The 15,684-nt window shown below is 37.6% G+C and carries 10 protein-coding genes; 5 read left to right on the top strand and 5 right to left on the bottom strand.

Features of this window, described 5'->3' with window-relative positions; all coding sequences use genetic code 11:
- Nucleotides 1-45: 45 nt before the first annotated feature.
- The gene (locus tag P0Y49_13225; GenBank protein ID WEK17759.1) at nt 46-2,295 is read left to right on the top strand and encodes a S41 family peptidase; all 2,250 of its coding nucleotides are present in this window, start codon (nt 46-48) and stop codon (nt 2,293-2,295) included.
- Nucleotides 2,296-2,318: 23 nt separating this feature from the next.
- Here P0Y49_13225 and P0Y49_13220 read toward each other — a convergent pair whose 3' ends face one another.
- Both P0Y49_13220 and P0Y49_13215 read right to left on the bottom strand, forming a co-directional pair.
- Nucleotides 2,319-2,957: a hemolysin III family protein gene (locus P0Y49_13220; protein WEK17758.1), complete on the bottom strand. Its 639-nt coding sequence runs from the start codon at nt 2,955-2,957 to the stop codon at nt 2,319-2,321.
- 65 nt (nt 2,958-3,022) lie between these two features.
- Nucleotides 3,023-3,451, bottom strand: coding sequence for a hypothetical protein (locus tag P0Y49_13215; protein ID WEK17757.1), 429 nt, complete (start codon nt 3,449-3,451; stop codon nt 3,023-3,025).
- Nucleotides 3,452-3,525: 74 nt separating this feature from the next.
- On the opposite strand from P0Y49_13215, the gene P0Y49_13210 reads away from it, so the two are divergent.
- Nucleotides 3,526-4,107 (top strand): tRNA-(ms[2]io[6]A)-hydroxylase, encoded by a 582-nt coding sequence (locus tag P0Y49_13210; protein ID WEK17756.1) that lies wholly within the window; start codon nt 3,526-3,528, stop codon nt 4,105-4,107.
- A gap of 63 nt (nt 4,108-4,170) precedes the next feature.
- Complete coding sequence (locus tag P0Y49_13205; GenBank protein WEK17755.1) at nt 4,171-4,689, top strand: azurin; 519 nt, start codon at nt 4,171-4,173, stop codon at nt 4,687-4,689.
- A 29-nt stretch (nt 4,690-4,718) separates the two neighbouring features.
- Here the strand turns inward: P0Y49_13205 and P0Y49_13200 are convergent, their stop codons facing one another.
- The 3 genes from P0Y49_13200 to P0Y49_13190 form a co-directional block, all read right to left on the bottom strand.
- Nucleotides 4,719-5,105 (bottom strand): DUF4870 domain-containing protein, encoded by a 387-nt coding sequence (locus P0Y49_13200; protein ID WEK17754.1) that lies wholly within the window; start codon nt 5,103-5,105, stop codon nt 4,719-4,721.
- Nucleotides 5,106-5,183: 78 nt separating this feature from the next.
- On the bottom strand, nt 5,184-6,986 hold the full coding sequence (locus tag P0Y49_13195; protein ID WEK17753.1) for a response regulator: 1,803 nt from the start codon (nt 6,984-6,986) through the stop codon (nt 5,184-5,186).
- A gap of 198 nt (nt 6,987-7,184) precedes the next feature.
- Entirely contained in the window at nt 7,185-8,135 is a 951-nt protein-coding gene (locus P0Y49_13190; protein ID WEK17752.1) for a D-2-hydroxyacid dehydrogenase family protein, read from the bottom strand.
- Nucleotides 8,136-8,249: 114 nt separating this feature from the next.
- Between P0Y49_13190 and P0Y49_13185 the strand changes: the two genes are divergently transcribed.
- Nucleotides 8,250-12,380, top strand: coding sequence for a two-component regulator propeller domain-containing protein (locus P0Y49_13185; GenBank protein ID WEK17751.1), 4,131 nt, complete (start codon nt 8,250-8,252; stop codon nt 12,378-12,380).
- 130 nt (nt 12,381-12,510) lie between these two features.
- The gene (locus P0Y49_13180) at nt 12,511-15,678 is read left to right on the top strand and encodes a TonB-dependent receptor (GenBank protein ID WEK17750.1); all 3,168 of its coding nucleotides are present in this window, start codon (nt 12,511-12,513) and stop codon (nt 15,676-15,678) included.
- The last annotated feature ends 6 nt before the right edge of the window (nt 15,679-15,684 follow it).

Raw genomic sequence — 15,684 nt, 5'->3', positions numbered from 1 at the left:
CGCTCAAAAAAAAACTATATTGGTTTCTTAAACTTTATATAAATCATGAAGACTTATTTAACGCTCTGTTTCTTATTTTACTCACTTCTTTCCTGCGCACAAAAACCAATCTATAATATAGATGCAGAAGAACTTAATCCGGTTACTAAAATGCCGAAAGGTTGGAGCTTTTCATTTAATGACAAGCAAAAGTTGGCTTACGCTGTGAAAATAGACAGCGCAGTTAAGCAGTCTGGCAAATATTCAATTTCTATTCTAAAATCAGGCAATCAATCTGAATTTGGCGTAATTGACTATGTAATTGACAAAACGTTCATCGGCAAAAGTATCGAGCTTAAGGGCTATATAAAAACTGAACAAGTAGACTCTGGCTATGCAGGTCTGTGGATGCGTATAGATGGTAAAGACGGTGTTGTTGCTTTCGATAATATGGCTAAGGAAATGAAAAATCTTAAGGGAACTAAAGATTGGAAAGCGTATTCAATAACTTTACCTTATGATAGTGAGGCGGCAAAGGAAATTCATATTGGAGGATTACTTGTAGGTAAGGGTAAGGCATGGTTTGACAGTTTTCAACTTTTTATTGACGGGAAAGCAATCAGCGAAGTGCCCATAAAGCAAATGGTTTTATCAAAAGCTGATTTAGATACCGCATTTAGTAAGTCATCTGGAATTATGCCTTTTAAAATTACACCCCAAATTATGAATAATTTAACGCTTGCCGGCCAGTTTTGGGGCTTTCTTAAATACCATCATCCATCAATTGCCAAAGGTGATTATAATTGGGATGCAGAATTATTTAGATTTTTGCCACAGGCTATTAAAGCAAAAGACAACACCGAGCTTAGCAAAGCATTAGAAGCTTATCTGGATAAGCTGACCATTCCTTTACCAAATAAGGAGAAACCATATACAGACAATAAGATTATTGCAATAAAACCCGATTATGGTCAGTTATTTGACAGTTCTGTTTTCTCAAAATCATTGACAGAGAAATTGCTTTCTGTTAGAAATTGCACAAGGACATCAACACATTATTACGTTTCCTTTATGGGAGTGGTTGGGAATCCTGAATTTAAAAATGAGAAGTCGTATGTAAAAATGGCTTATCCGGATGCCGGTTACAGGATACTAAGTTTATATCGTTATTGGGCGATGATCAATTACTTTTTCCCTTATAAAGATATAATTGGAACAAATTGGAATAATGAGCTAAAAGCCTCGATTCCTGATTTTGTGGAAGCTAAGGACACCCAGGCTTATGTTTTAGCAACTCTTAAAATAATAGCTAAGATAAACGATACTCATGCTAATATCTGGAGTTATAATGAAAGTTTAAGTCAATTTAAGGGAAAGTATAAACTTCCATTCAAAGCTGATTTTATTGAAAATAAATTAGTCGTTACTGGTTATTATGGAGATACGCTTAATGTAAAACAGAAATTTTTAATTGGCGATATTATTTCAAATATCAATGGTAAATCTGTAGATCAGTTGATAAAAGAATTTTTACCTTACACGCCAGCCTCAAATTACGACACCCAATTAAGGGACTTGCCAGAACGATTTTTACTTCGAGGGAATACAGACGTTTTTACAGTTGAACTAAATCGAATGGGGAAAAAGCTTATTGAAAAGTCAAATGGTCTTGATATAGCTTACTATCCGAAATTTAACCCTCTTTCAGAAACTAAGGCATTTAAGTTGTTAAATAATGAGATTGGATATATTTACCCGGGTAAATATAAAAACAGTGATCTGCCAGCGATAAAGGAGCTTTTTAAAAACACGAAAGGTATGATAATAGATATGCGTTGTTATCCTTCTGATTTTATGCCATTTACTTTCGGTAATTACATCAAATCATTATCGAGTCCTTTTGTGAAATTTACTAAGGGAGAATTATCTCAACCAGGGCGGTTTACCTATACTGAGCCCTTAAACAACGGAGCCTTAACTGGTGGCATTTATTCGGGTAAAGTAGTGGTAATTGTGAATTCGACTTCACAGAGCCAAGCTGAATACACAACAATGGCTTTTCAAAGCGCTCCTTATGTAAAAGTGATTGGTAGTACAACCGCAGGTGCAGATGGAAATGTATCAAGAATCGTATTACCGGGAGGCATTTCTACCATGATATCTGGTATAGGCGTATTTTATCCGGATGGTAGGCCAACACAGCGGGTAGGGGTCAAGATTGATTATGTTTTAAAACCAACGATAAAGGGCATTATAGAAGGTCGGGATGAATTGCTTGAAAAAGCAAAAGAAATGCTTGGCGATTTAAGCAAATGATTTGATAATGCTAAGAAAGGATTCTACATCGAGAGCAATACAGCCACATAATGACAGATGGCTGCTGCCAGTGACAGCGAATGCCAGATTGCATGGGAATAAGTTCGTTTGCCAAATGTATAAAAAACAGTCCCTGCCGAATACAAGCCTGCACCGATAAATAGCATAATCACTACCGATGCCGGGAGCACGGCAAAGAATTTTTTTCCACCGATTAGCATCATCCAGCCCATTAACAGGTAAATGACAGTGGATATGATGTTGAACTTGCCTGTATACCAAATCTTAAAAAATGCACCCAGAAGGGTTAATCCCCATAATACTGAAAGTAATGTAATTCCGAAAGTATTGTCCATGTAGATCAGTAAAAAGGGGGTGTAAGTCCCTGCAATCAGAAAGTAAATACTGATGTGATCCAAAATTTCGAAGAGTCTTTTTACCCTTAGTTCAATCGCCAGATGGTATACCGTAGAACAGGTGAATAACATGAGGAAACAAAATCCATATATTCCGGCACCAACTATGGCAGGTACATTGTTATGGGCCGTGGCGATGCCAACTAATACCGGTAAACCACTAATACCGAACAGTACACCAATACCATGAATTAATCCGTTGATGAGCTCCTGTTTTCTGGTAAATTTGGCCTTAATTTCCTTCATTATCTTAATAACAATTGAAATCTGTAAAGGTTAACCTTACGCAAAAAAATCAGTATCGAAGCTATTCATCGAACCTTTTCAAATACAAACCTGGGATTTTGATAATTGATTGGAACGTTCTTTTTGAAATAAGGCATGTTCATGTATATTTCAAGCGCACCTTCACCCATAATCAGTTTACCATCTTTTTTTAATAGGGCTATTGGGGTGATATGCCAGGTCTCTATCCCATAATGTTGAAAACGGTAAGTCCCCTTTAAAGTGTCTCCCTTTACTGCTCCTGTTACATCCCCGGAATCTTTATACGCTCCGTGGTAATTTATTTCAAATTGTCCGTAAAATTCTTTGTCTGTCAATTTTATTTTAAGGGTAGCCGTATCATCTTTATTGATACTGCGATATAATGTTTTAGCCGCATTGCTGTCTGCAGCATTATTGTCGCAACCGGATAGGATAAAAATCATTCCTGAAAACAGCAATTTTATAACTTTCATTGGGCTTTTTTCAAATATAGCTATAGGTAGGTGAAATCTTTTCTAATTTTGGCCCAAAGAAGATATTTATCATTATGCTTGGATTAAAATTATTGACAGACCCGCGTTGGGCAAACATTGCTGAATCAAATTTGGAGGAGATCTTGACCGATCATGCCTGGTGCGAACAAAAAGCAGCAACGAATGCCATTACCCTGATTGCCAATAATTCGGAACATATGGACTTGGTGGAAGCGCTTACCGCTATTGCCATTGAAGAAATGCAGCATTTCCAAATGGTGGTGGATATTATTAAGCAGCGGGGCTATACCCTTGGTCGTGAACGTAAAGATGATTACGTAGGCAAACTGGTTAAATTCAGCCGTAGAGATGGTAGCAGGAATTCAGCTTTTATTGATCGTCTTCTATTTGCAGCAATGATTGAAGCGAGAAGCTGCGAGCGATTCCGTGTATTGTCGCAAAATATCAAAGACCAGGAATTGGCAAAATTTTATCACGATTTAATGGTTTCAGAAGCAGGGCACTATACCATCTTTCTAAACTTTGCCCGTAAATATACCATTGATATTGATGTCGAAAAAAGATGGAAAGAATGGCTTGAATTTGAGGGAGAACTGATCCAAAGCTTTGGAAACAAAGAAGCAATTCACGGATAATTATAAAAAACAAACTATATCAGTTATATAAATGTTGTAATACTGAATTTAAACATAACTAAAATGAAAAAGATCTTTAGTATTACAGCATTAGTGGCCGTTTTTACATTTACCCTGAGTTCATGTGGTGGCGGTGGTAATGAAAACAAAACAGAAACACCAAGCACTCCTGTTGAGGAGATGGCTCCACCGGCAGAGGAAGCAATCAGCAATACTTTAACCTTGACAGCTCATGATGAGATGAAGTATGATCAAACAGAGTTAAAAGCGCTTGCAGGAAAACCAATTACATTAACATTTACGCATATTGGTACAATGGATAAAAACGCAATGGGTCATAATTTTATCCTCTTAAAACAAGGTACAAACATCGACGATTTTGCTAAAAAAGCTTTAACAGCAAAGGACAACGATTACATTCCTAAATCTGAAAGCGATAAAATTATTGCGCATACCAAACTACTTGGAGGCGGGCAATCAGACACAATTGAGTTTACTGTCCCTGAAAAAGGTACATATGATTATATCTGTTCTTTTCCTGGACACGTTGCTACAATGAGAGGTAAACTGATTGTAGAATAGGATTGATAGTGCAGACTATGTTCCCGATTTTAAATCTCCGGGAACATGGTTTGCGCTCTTTCACCAATTAAAGGCATTGGTTTTTTCTCTCCATTTAAAACGCCAATAAATCCAACGATCCAGATAATAAATAGACCTACATATACAATGTATGCAAGGTAAATAATACCAAACATGCCTGTCATGGCGATTAACATTCCCAGAAAAAAGCTGAGCGCAAAATAGATAACTGTTGAAATGATGGCGAATAGTAAAGTTTGTCTTAGATGATAACTACCAAAATCTGTTTTCTTATCCTTGTGAAGTGCAAAATAGGCGATTAACCATAAAATTATACCGAAATAGCTCAGTATAGCAGCTGTTTTCCCACTGTCTGAGGTTACAGGCGCTGGCGTTAAAGGATTGCTTGTTTCCATTTTGAAGATGTTTTAAGGGTGTAAAATATTGGTATACTGTAAAATACATTCCAATAATGATGCCACATAAATTCTAAATCAGTTATAGGAAGGAGCTTCTATTCCCATCCGTTTTAGTTTTTGGAACAGATGATGTGGATCGAATGGTTTTGAAAGATAGTCGTTCATCCCGGATTTTTTTACCCTATCTGCTACATTATGATTTACACTTGCTGTAAGGGCAATAATATGTATCCCGGCTTTTCTTTTGTTACTTAGACTGCGAATTGTCTCAGCTACCTCATAACCATCCATCTCAGGCATATAAAGATCCATCAGGATTACATCAAAATCTCCCTCTTCTAACTTTTGCAGGGCAAACAGGCCATTTTCAGCAATTGTAGGGACAATATTCCACTGTTCCAGTGTCTTTTTAATGACAAGAATATTTACTGGATTATCCTCTGCGACCAAAACTTTCAGATGTGCCAATTCGTTCTTTGTATCTACAGGTTTATGAATGATCGTTGCATCAGCAATGAAATACGGAAAGGTGATATCGAAAAAGAATTTCGCTCCTGTATTCACTGTGCTTACCACCTTAATATCACTATTAAACATCTTTAGAACTTTCTTAACAATAGGAAGTCCAAGACCGGTACCTCCATAATGGCGACTTGTACTTGTTGATGCCTGGATAAATGGTTCAAAGATATGTTGCTGTTTATCGGGCTCTACACCTATACCCGTATCTTCGATTGTAAACCGAATGGTGATCTGATCTTCAGTTGTATCAATGGTATGGGTAGACAAGGCTACATATCCGGTTTCTGTAAATTTAATAGCATTGTTTAATAGATTAAGCAATACCTGAGTTAAACGGGTAGGGTCACCTACTATAATTTTACCTTCCAGCTCCTCGGCAATCGTAAGTTTTAAATCCAGCATTTTTTCCTGAGCCTTTAATTTAAGGCTGGAGTGGTTATTCTTTAGCAAGGTGATGAGATCGAACGCGATGTGTTCCATTTCAACCTTATCGGAGTCAAATTTATTGAAATCAAGAATGTTATTCACAAGTAACAATAGGTTTTCGGCGGAGAATTTAAGCACAGAAAGGTTTTCTTCCTGATCTTCACGCGGGTCCTGGAGTAAGAGTGCATTGGATATACCAATCACGCCATTTAAGGGAGTACGTAATTCATGCGACATTGTTGAAAGAAACTCCATTCGCGCATTGGATACTTTTTTAAGGTCAGACAATGTTATACTAAGCTTTTCATTCAGCTCATTTAGCTCGTTTTTTGTTTTCGTTAGATTGATGAAGTTGCGGTTAAATGCTTTAAAGAAGTAATAATGGAGGTAGATGATCAATAGAAAATTATAGGCCGTAACAAAAAGATAAGTAGCCTGGTTAACTTCATGTGGACCTGAGCCTAAATAGAAATAGTTTTTACTGTCTATCCCCGTATATATGATTACTGGTAAGACATTAATTGCCGAATAGAACCATCCCCACTTTAAACCATGCATATAAAAGCTAAGTGCGCAGGCAAACCAGATAAATTGCAGGGTCTCTACGTTAATTCCTTGTACATATATGGATAAATTAGTCCAAACGGCCAATGTGAGTAAACAAAGTGATATATGTGAAGCTAATCTCCAGGCACGGGTATAATAAATGGCGGATATGAGTACTAAGCTGGCTATAAAAACCGTACTCACTCTTATCAGATGTGGGGTCTGGCCGCCTATAGAATAGGCAACAATTAATATACCTGTAAATGGTAAATATAAAATCAGGATATAAAGCAGCATTTTAACCCGAGCCTGATTTATAGGATCAGTTTCGGGTTTTGCTAATTTGATGACAAAATCTTCAATAGGTTGAAATAGATGAATCATGATTATTTTATTTAGCAAAAAAAAAAATTGGATGTGGGGCTTTTAGAAAAATGCTGGGTGGAACCTGAGTAGGATTAAGCTGGAAACGGGGTTTTTTAATGTTCCCGGATAACAATAACAAAAGTTAACGTTCAATGTTTTTTCTAATTAATAATAATAAAATCAGGCGTTAAAGAGTTTTTTACAATGCTGAGATTGTTATTCAGCATTTCTTGTAGCTAAAAATTCTTCAATTCTTTGAATGGTGTCCTCGAAAAATATCTGATAAGTGTCTTTTGTTACATAGCCAATATGGGGTGTGGCTAGTAAATTGGGTAAGTTCCGGAAAGGATGATTGGTTGGTAAAGGTTCTATATCATAGACGTCTAATGCTGCCCCGGCAATTTTTTTGTTCTGCAGCGTGTTGATCAGATCGGCTTCATTTACCAGCGGCCCTCGCGAAGTATTGATAAAATAGGCTGATGGTTTCATTAAAGAAAGCTCTTTTGAGGTAATGATATTTCTGGACCTCGCACTTAATATTAAATGTACGGTTACAAAATCAGCTGTTTTAAACAGTTCTTCTTTACCAACTAGTTTTACTCCATGTTCATGCGCCTTTTCTAAGGTCAGATTTTCACTCCAGGCAACCACCTCCATTTCAAAGGCTTTAGCATATCTGGCGATTACGCTGCCAATATTACCTAAACCTATAATTCCGATAGTTTTGCCTTTCAGATCAACACCAATTCCTTTTTGCCAATTCCCTTCCCTTAAAGAAGCAGATTCAGCAACAATGTGCCTTGATATGGCAAGCAGCAAAGCCCAGGTCAACTCTGGTGCTCCGCTTCCATGATAACCGGTCATTGAAATGGAAATGCCTGATTCTTCGGCAGCCTGTGTATCTATAGAAGCATTGCGTTGTCCGGTAGAGATAATTAGTTTAAGGTTAGGTAAACCAGAGAGAATTGCTCTGGTTAATGGGGTGCGTTCACGCATTACACAGATCACATGAAATGGCATTAACCGTTGTATAATTGCATCCTGATCTGTAATGTGGTCGTTAAAAGTAACCACCTGAGCTTTTTTGAGTATGGTAGACCAATCGCCAAATGAGAAGGCTACATTTTGATAATCATCTAATATTGCAATTTGAAGGGATGTATTCATTTGCTTTGTTTTTTACAAAGAAAACAAGTTGTGCCAGATTAAGTTTAGCAATAAATCAGTTATCTTTATCCTTACCAAATATTTTAATTCCTGAAATCTGTAACAAAATCCCAATTGATACTGAAAAAAATACAGAAGCATGCTTTTTTAAGCCTGATACTGCTTGTGCAGATCAGTCAGTTATTTGCCCAAAAAACGCTTGTATTTAAAAGGTTAAATGTGGATAATGGCCTGGCTCAAAATACCGCCATGAGTATTTTGCAGGATAAAAAAGGTCAAATCTGGATAGGCACATTTGATGGTTTGAGCAAGTTTAATGGAACTGAATTTAATACCTATAAAAATGATCCCGGAAACTCCGGAAGTTTAAGCAATAACCAGGTTAACAAATTGATAGAAGATAGGGAGGGCAACCTGTGGATTGGTACATTAAATGGTATAAACCGTTACAATAAGGCTACAAATCAGTTTGTACGCTATAAGCTCGAAGGATTATCAAAAAGATATGCGGTTTTTGATATGGTGCAGGATAAAACAGGTATGATTTGGGTGGGGACAAGTGCCGGTTTATTTATTTATAACCAGCACCATAAGAAAGAGCTGATCTATGCCAAAACCAATATATGTAGTGATAAAGTTCAATATTTATATTTTGATCAACAAGAGCATTTATGGATAGGTACAGCTAAAACTTTAAAAATTTACGATTTGAAAAACCGTAGATTTTTAGCAATTCCGCCAGCTTTAAAAGCATATCGTAAATTACCTGGCGCTGTTATTAGAAGCATCATTCAGGATCATTCTGGTAATTACTGGATCGCTACCGAATCGGAAGGTTTGTTCTTTTACAATGCCCAAACTCAAACTTGTATAAACTATAACAAGGATAATGGACTGCTGAGTAATACGGTAAGAGCATTGATAGAAATTGATAACAAGGTAATTTGGGTTGGAACTAAAAATGGATTGAATACAATTGGTCTAACCAATCATCAGATCAAGGCGTATAGGCATGATCCTGACTATCCAACTTCACTTAGCCAAAATTCTATACGCTGCATATTGAGAGATAAAGAAGGCAGCATATGGTTGGGTACTTATAATGGAGGGGTTAATGTGGTTTATAATCAGTCGGATAACTTTTACAATTTAGGCCGTAAACAAGGTCATAACAATGGATTGTCGTCCGAAATTGTAAATGCCATTATGGAGGATAATGACGGCTCATTATGGATAGGTACAGATAATGGATCTGCAGATTTGAATCATGTGGATAGCACATTTACAATTTATCATACCTATAGGAATGATAAAAAGAAGGCTGAGTTGTTAAACACCAGTGTTAAAGCCATTACAAGTCATGAGGATGATACAAAACTTTGGATAGGTACAGGAAGTGGCTTGAAAATATTTGATAAAAAAAATCACGCTTTTTATGATGTCAACCTCATCGCTAAACCATTGGTGCCCGGATTTATCCAAAATTATGTTTTATTGAGAGGTAAGGATGGATTGTGGGTGGGGACAAATTTCGATGGTTTGTATTATATCAAAAATGATAAAGTTGTTAAGCATTATCTGCCTTCTCCAAACTCCGGTAATTCAATTAATTCGGTCAACATAACTTCACTCTTATTGGATGGGGAGCGCTTGTGGATAGGTACCAAGTCTTCGGGAATCAGCTGTTTAAATATACATCATCAAACTTTTGAAACTTATCAGTTTGACGAGGCCCGAAGCAATGGCCTCACCAGCAGTTCTATTTTGAGTATTTATAAAGATGCTCAAAATAGGTTGTGGATAGGTACGGATGGTGGAGGAATCAATTATATGGACATTGCTGCGAAAAAATTCTATGCAATTACTGAATCCACAGGTATTTATAGCAATACCATTCATAAAATAGCTGAAGATAGTAGGGGGCGACTTTGGTTCAGTACAAATAAGGGAATATCTTGTATTGCATTTAAAAAATTTGAGCTGCCATTTAATGCCCGTCAATTAAACATTATTAATTATACTGTTCAGGATGGTTTACAAAGTAATCAGTTTTTGACCGGTGCGGGAACTAAAACTAAAAAGCAACAATTGATCTTTGGTGGTATTAATGGAGCAACCATTTTTGATCCTGATCACATCAAAACCAATCATGTAAAACCAGCTGTTATATTCACCGATTTTTTAATTTTAAATAAACCCGTTCAATTTGGTATTAAGGATTCACCTTTGGCGAAGCCGATTGAGGAGACGAAACAGATTACTTTAGCCTATAACCAGGCATTTTTTAGTATTGGATTTGCCGCTCTCAATTATATCAATCCGGAAAAAAATCAATTTGCGTTTAAGCTGGAGGGGTTTTCTGATGATGCCTGGCATTATGTGGTTAACCAGAGAATGGCCACCTATACCAATCTTGATCCGGGCACCTACCTGTTTAAAATAAAAGCTGCGAATAATGACGGAGTATGGAATGAAACACCGCGTACTTTAAAAATAGTGGTGTTGCCACCATGGTATAAAACCTGGTATGCCTATATAGGGTATGCCCTGATAATCCTTACTTTATTATACTTGTTTAACAATTATTCGAAAAAAACTGAACGCCTAAAAACACAGCTGGAGTTCGAATCTATTAGTCATTTAAAGGACCAGGAGCTGGCTCAAAAAAAGCTTAGCTTTTTTATGAACATATCTCATGAAATTAAAACACCTTTGACCCTCATCATGGCTCCGATAGAGCGGCTTGTTAAAGCTAGTGCCGGTGATAATAGAGTTCAGCATCAGCTGATGCTGATACAGCGCAATAGTGAACGACTCGTAAAACTGATCAACCAGCTGCTCGATATCCGGAAGTTTGACTCTGGTAACATGCATTTGGAGGCTGCAAAAGGGAATGTTGTTCATTTCCTTAAAGAGATTTCACTGGCATTTAGCGGGCTTTCCATTTCAAAGAATATTAACCTGGTTTTTAAAACCGAGACAGATGAATTGTGGGCCTGGTTTGATAAAGACAAACTGGAAAAAGTAGTTTATAATTTGCTATCCAACGCTATAAAATTTACGCCTGTTCATGGTAAAGTTACACTGTCTGTGAAACAGGAAGCTGACGAAAAGGGTGATCACATGGTTATTGCTGTTGAAGACAATGGATGTGGGATTGCTCCGGAAAACATGGATAAACTCTTTACTCAGTTTTATCATGATGAGCGGGACCAATCTAATGTACAGGGGACTGGTTTGGGATTGGCATTCTCTAAAGAATTGGTCGAATTGCACCATGGAAGTATAAAGATTGATAGCAGGCCGGAGCAGGGAGCTGAACGTGGGTACACCCGTGTTGAGGTAAGGATGCCTATAGGCAACGCATATTTTAAGTCGGAAGAAGTTATTGAAAATTTTAAGAGTAGCGAGGATATAACTGAATATTTACCGGCAAGACAATTGTTACCATCTCAATTTTCTTTGCGTAAAGCAGAGATATTAAAAAACGCAGGAAAGGAAAAGATCTCTATTTTGCTTGTGGAAGATAATGAAGAAGTCCTAAACTTTGTTAAAGAAGGATTTGAAGACGATTTTGAAGTTTATACTGCCGTTGATGGATTAGCGGGCTGGGATTTAGCTAAGGAGAAGATGCCCGATCTGATTATCAGTGATGTGATGATGCCAAAGATGGATGGGATAACACTTTGCAGGAATTTAAAATCGGATATTGTCACAAGCCACATTCCTGTAATACTTTTAACAGCCCGTACACCTTTGATCTTTAAGATGGAAGGACTGGAAACCGGGGCCGACGATTATGTAACAAAGCCCTTTAATTTTGGTATTCTGGAAGCCAGGGTTTGGAATTTAATTGAAAACCGGCAGAAATTAAGATCGAGGTATCAGAAAGAGATCATGCTTGAGCCTCAAAATATTGCAATCAGTGAGGCCGACGGACTGTTTTTAACTAAAGTTTTGGCATTCATTGAAAAACACATTGGAGATGAAACTTTGAGCGTTGAACAGCTTAGTGAGGCAGTGGCTATGCACAGGAATACTTTTACAAAGAAAATAAAAGCCTTAACCAATCAGACCGCTGTGGAGTTTGTCAGGAGCATTAAACTAAAGCGCGCTTCACAATTGTTGTCTAACGGAGAGTTGAATGTTAATGAAGTCGCCTATAGTGTTGGGTTTTCAGATGTAAATCATTTCAGGAAGTGCTTTAAAGAGCAATTTGGTTATACCCCAAAAGAGCAGGTTTAAGTGAAAAAGTGCATTACCCATGCATTTTTTTGTCAAAACCCATGGCTTTGTGTACCTGGAGGTGCCTAGTTTTGTAGGTAAGCCGCAAGGGATTTTGAGCTGCGGGTTAACCACCAAATATTAAACAACTATGAGCAAACTTTACTTAAGGGGTCTAACAGGCCTTTTCCTCTGTTTTATTTTTTACGGGCAAAATGCTTTTTCTCAGCAGACCAATCCTGTAGCTAAAACAAGCCAAAAAACAATTACCGGTGTGGTAAAGGATGATAAAGGCGAAACAATTCCAGGCGTAACAATTAAGGTCAAAGGAACGACAAAAGGAACAACTACTGATGGGGATGGAAAATATAAAATCGGTGTATCAGCCAGTGATGAGGTATTGATATTTAACGCCATTAGCTTTGACACTCAGGAAATAGCGATTGGTTCCAATAAGGTGATCAATGTAACCTTAAAAACCAAACTAAATGATTTAAGTGAAGTGGTCGTAATTGGGTATGGACAGGTTAACCGACGTGACCTTACGGGTTCTGTTGGAACTGTTAATATAAGCGACTTAAACAAAGCGCCCGTAAAATCATTTGACGATGCTCTGGCAGGTAGGATTGCCGGAGTTCAGGTAACTTCTCCTGATGGACAGCCTGGTGCCTCGCCCGAAATTATAATTCGTGGTGGTAATTCCGTTACTCAGGATAATTCGCCACTTTACGTTGTGGATGGTTTTCCAATAGAAAACTATACCAACAATGCCATCAATCCGGCAGATATTGAATCCATAGAAGTGTTAAAAGATGCATCTTCTACAGCAATATATGGTGCGCGTGGAGCCAATGGGGTAATCATCATTACTACGAAAAAAGGCAAGACCGGACCGCCTGTATTAACCTATAATGGTTATTACGGTTTACAAACAAATACTTCAAGAGTTAAAGTTATGGATCCCTATAACTTTGTAAAGTACCAACTGGAAATTGATAACGCAAAAGCTACTGGTTTATACCTAACGAATGGACAAACATTGGATAGTTATTTAGATCAGCCTGGATTGGATTGGCAGCAACAGGTTTTTCGCACAGCGCCCATGTCCAATCATAATATCTCTTTAAGAGGTGGTACAAAAGATACCAAATACACTGTTTCCGGATCTATATTTCAACAAAAGGGAACTATCATTGGCTCAGATTTTAAAAGGTATCAAGGCCGGATGAGTTTAGATCAGCAGATCACTAAAAAACTGAAAGGTGGGATAATGGCTAATTACAGCAGTATTATATCTAACGGGACTCAGGTTGGTGGTAACTCGCAAACAGCTTTTAATTATTTAATCAATGTTTGGCAGTACAGACCGGTAAATGGTACCGGTAACCTGGATGCTTTGTTGGAAGATGCGCAGGATGAGGATGTCATTACCGCTTCTAATTCTAATTATCAATGGAATCCAATTTTAACAGCTTACAATGAGATACGAGGTAAAATTGGGAATGTATTAACAACCAATGCTTATCTGGAATATAGTATCTTACCTAAGTTAAAGTTGAAAGTTACGGGTGGTTATAATAATAACTTTACTGAGGCTGATGTTTTTAATACTTCAAACTCTCGTTTAGGAAGTCCGGGCAGCAGTTTAGGCTCAGGTGGACCAAATGGTTCAGTCACCTATACTTCGCTTTCAAATTATGTCAATGAGAATACCTTAACTTACAGTAATGTCATCCATAAAGATCATGCTATAAATGTGTTGGCAGGTTTTACAATGCAGGGGAATAGTTCGAAGCTTTTTGGTTCCAGGGCCACATTGGTTCCAAACGAAAGTTTAGGTGTTGATGGTTTGGGACAGGGGACACCGTTCAATATCAAAACAACAAAATCAAAAAATACACTTGCATCTTTCCTTGGCAGGGTCAATTACAATTATAAATCGAAATATTTGGCAACAGCTAGTTTCCGTGCTGATGGTTCTTCAAAATTTGTCGGTGATAACATTTGGGGTTTCTTCCCTTCAGGATCATTGGCATGGCACATGAGTGAGGAAAACTTTCTTAAAAATAATAAGATCATATCTGATGTTAAAATCAGGACCAGCTATGGTGTAACTGGTAATAACCGGGTTGATGACCGGGCTGCATATGCCTTGTTGACTCAGGGAGGTGCTGATTCATATTCCTTTAACAGTACATTTTTAAGTGGTGCTTATGCCTCTTCTTTGGCAAATCCTGCATTGAAATGGGAAAGTACTGCTGAAACTGATATAGGTCTTGATTTGGGATTCTTTAATCAACGCATCACTTTAACAACAGATGTTTACAATAAGAAAACCACGGATTTGTTGTTAAACGCGCAATTACCGGGCACAAGTGGCTATGCTTCTGCATATGAGAATATTGGTGCCGTACAAAACAGAGGTCTTGAATTTACTTTGGGAACGACCAATATTACCGGAAAGAATTTTAACTGGTCAAGTAGTTTTAACATTGCATTTAACCGCAACAAAGTGCTGGCATTGGCTCAGGGGCAACAGACGTTATTAACAACAGTAAGATGGTATGCTACGGGCCTGGGACTAACCCCGGATTTTGCTGCACAAGTTGGACAACCGGTGGCGATGTTTTATGGTTATAAATGGGCTGGGGTGTACCAGTATAGTGATTTTGATGAAAATACACCCGGTGTTTTTACTTTGAAAGCAAATGTGCCGAATAATGGTAACCCACGTGCGAATATCAAACCCGGCGACATTAAATATGTGGACCTGACCGGAGATAATATTGTTGATGGTAATGATCTGACTGTTATTGGTAATCCCAATCCTAAGTTTACCGGCGGATTTTCTAACAACTTTAGTTACAAAGGTTTTGATTTGAATGTTTTCTTTCAGTTTGTTTATGGCAACCAGATTCAAAACATCAACAAATATTTAATGGAAGGTTCAACTGTATTTGGATCAAATCAGTACGCAACTTATCAGGATCGATGGACACCGACCAATCCAAGCAACACGTACTTTAGAACTGGAGGGGGCGGACCGGCTGTGTATTCATCGCGTTTGTTAGAAGATGGTTCTTATCTAAGGTTAAAAACAGTCAATCTGGGCTATACATTTGACCCAAAAATACTTAGGAATATCAAATTATCCAAAGTTCGTTGTTTTGTGTCTGCACAAAATTTACTCACATGGACAAAGTATTCCGGTCTTGATCCGGAGGTGTCATCCTATAGTTCTGCTTTAACACCGGGAATGGACTATTCGGCTTATCCAAAAGCCAAAGTGATCACCTTTGGTTTAGATGTGTCACTGTAGTCAATT

The organism is Candidatus Pedobacter colombiensis, from assembly GCA_029202485.1.
GTDB classification, from domain to species: domain Bacteria; phylum Bacteroidota; class Bacteroidia; order Sphingobacteriales; family Sphingobacteriaceae; genus Pedobacter; species Pedobacter colombiensis.
Note: the sequence above shows the minus strand (reverse complement) of the source record. Positions and strands in the feature narration are given on the sequence as shown.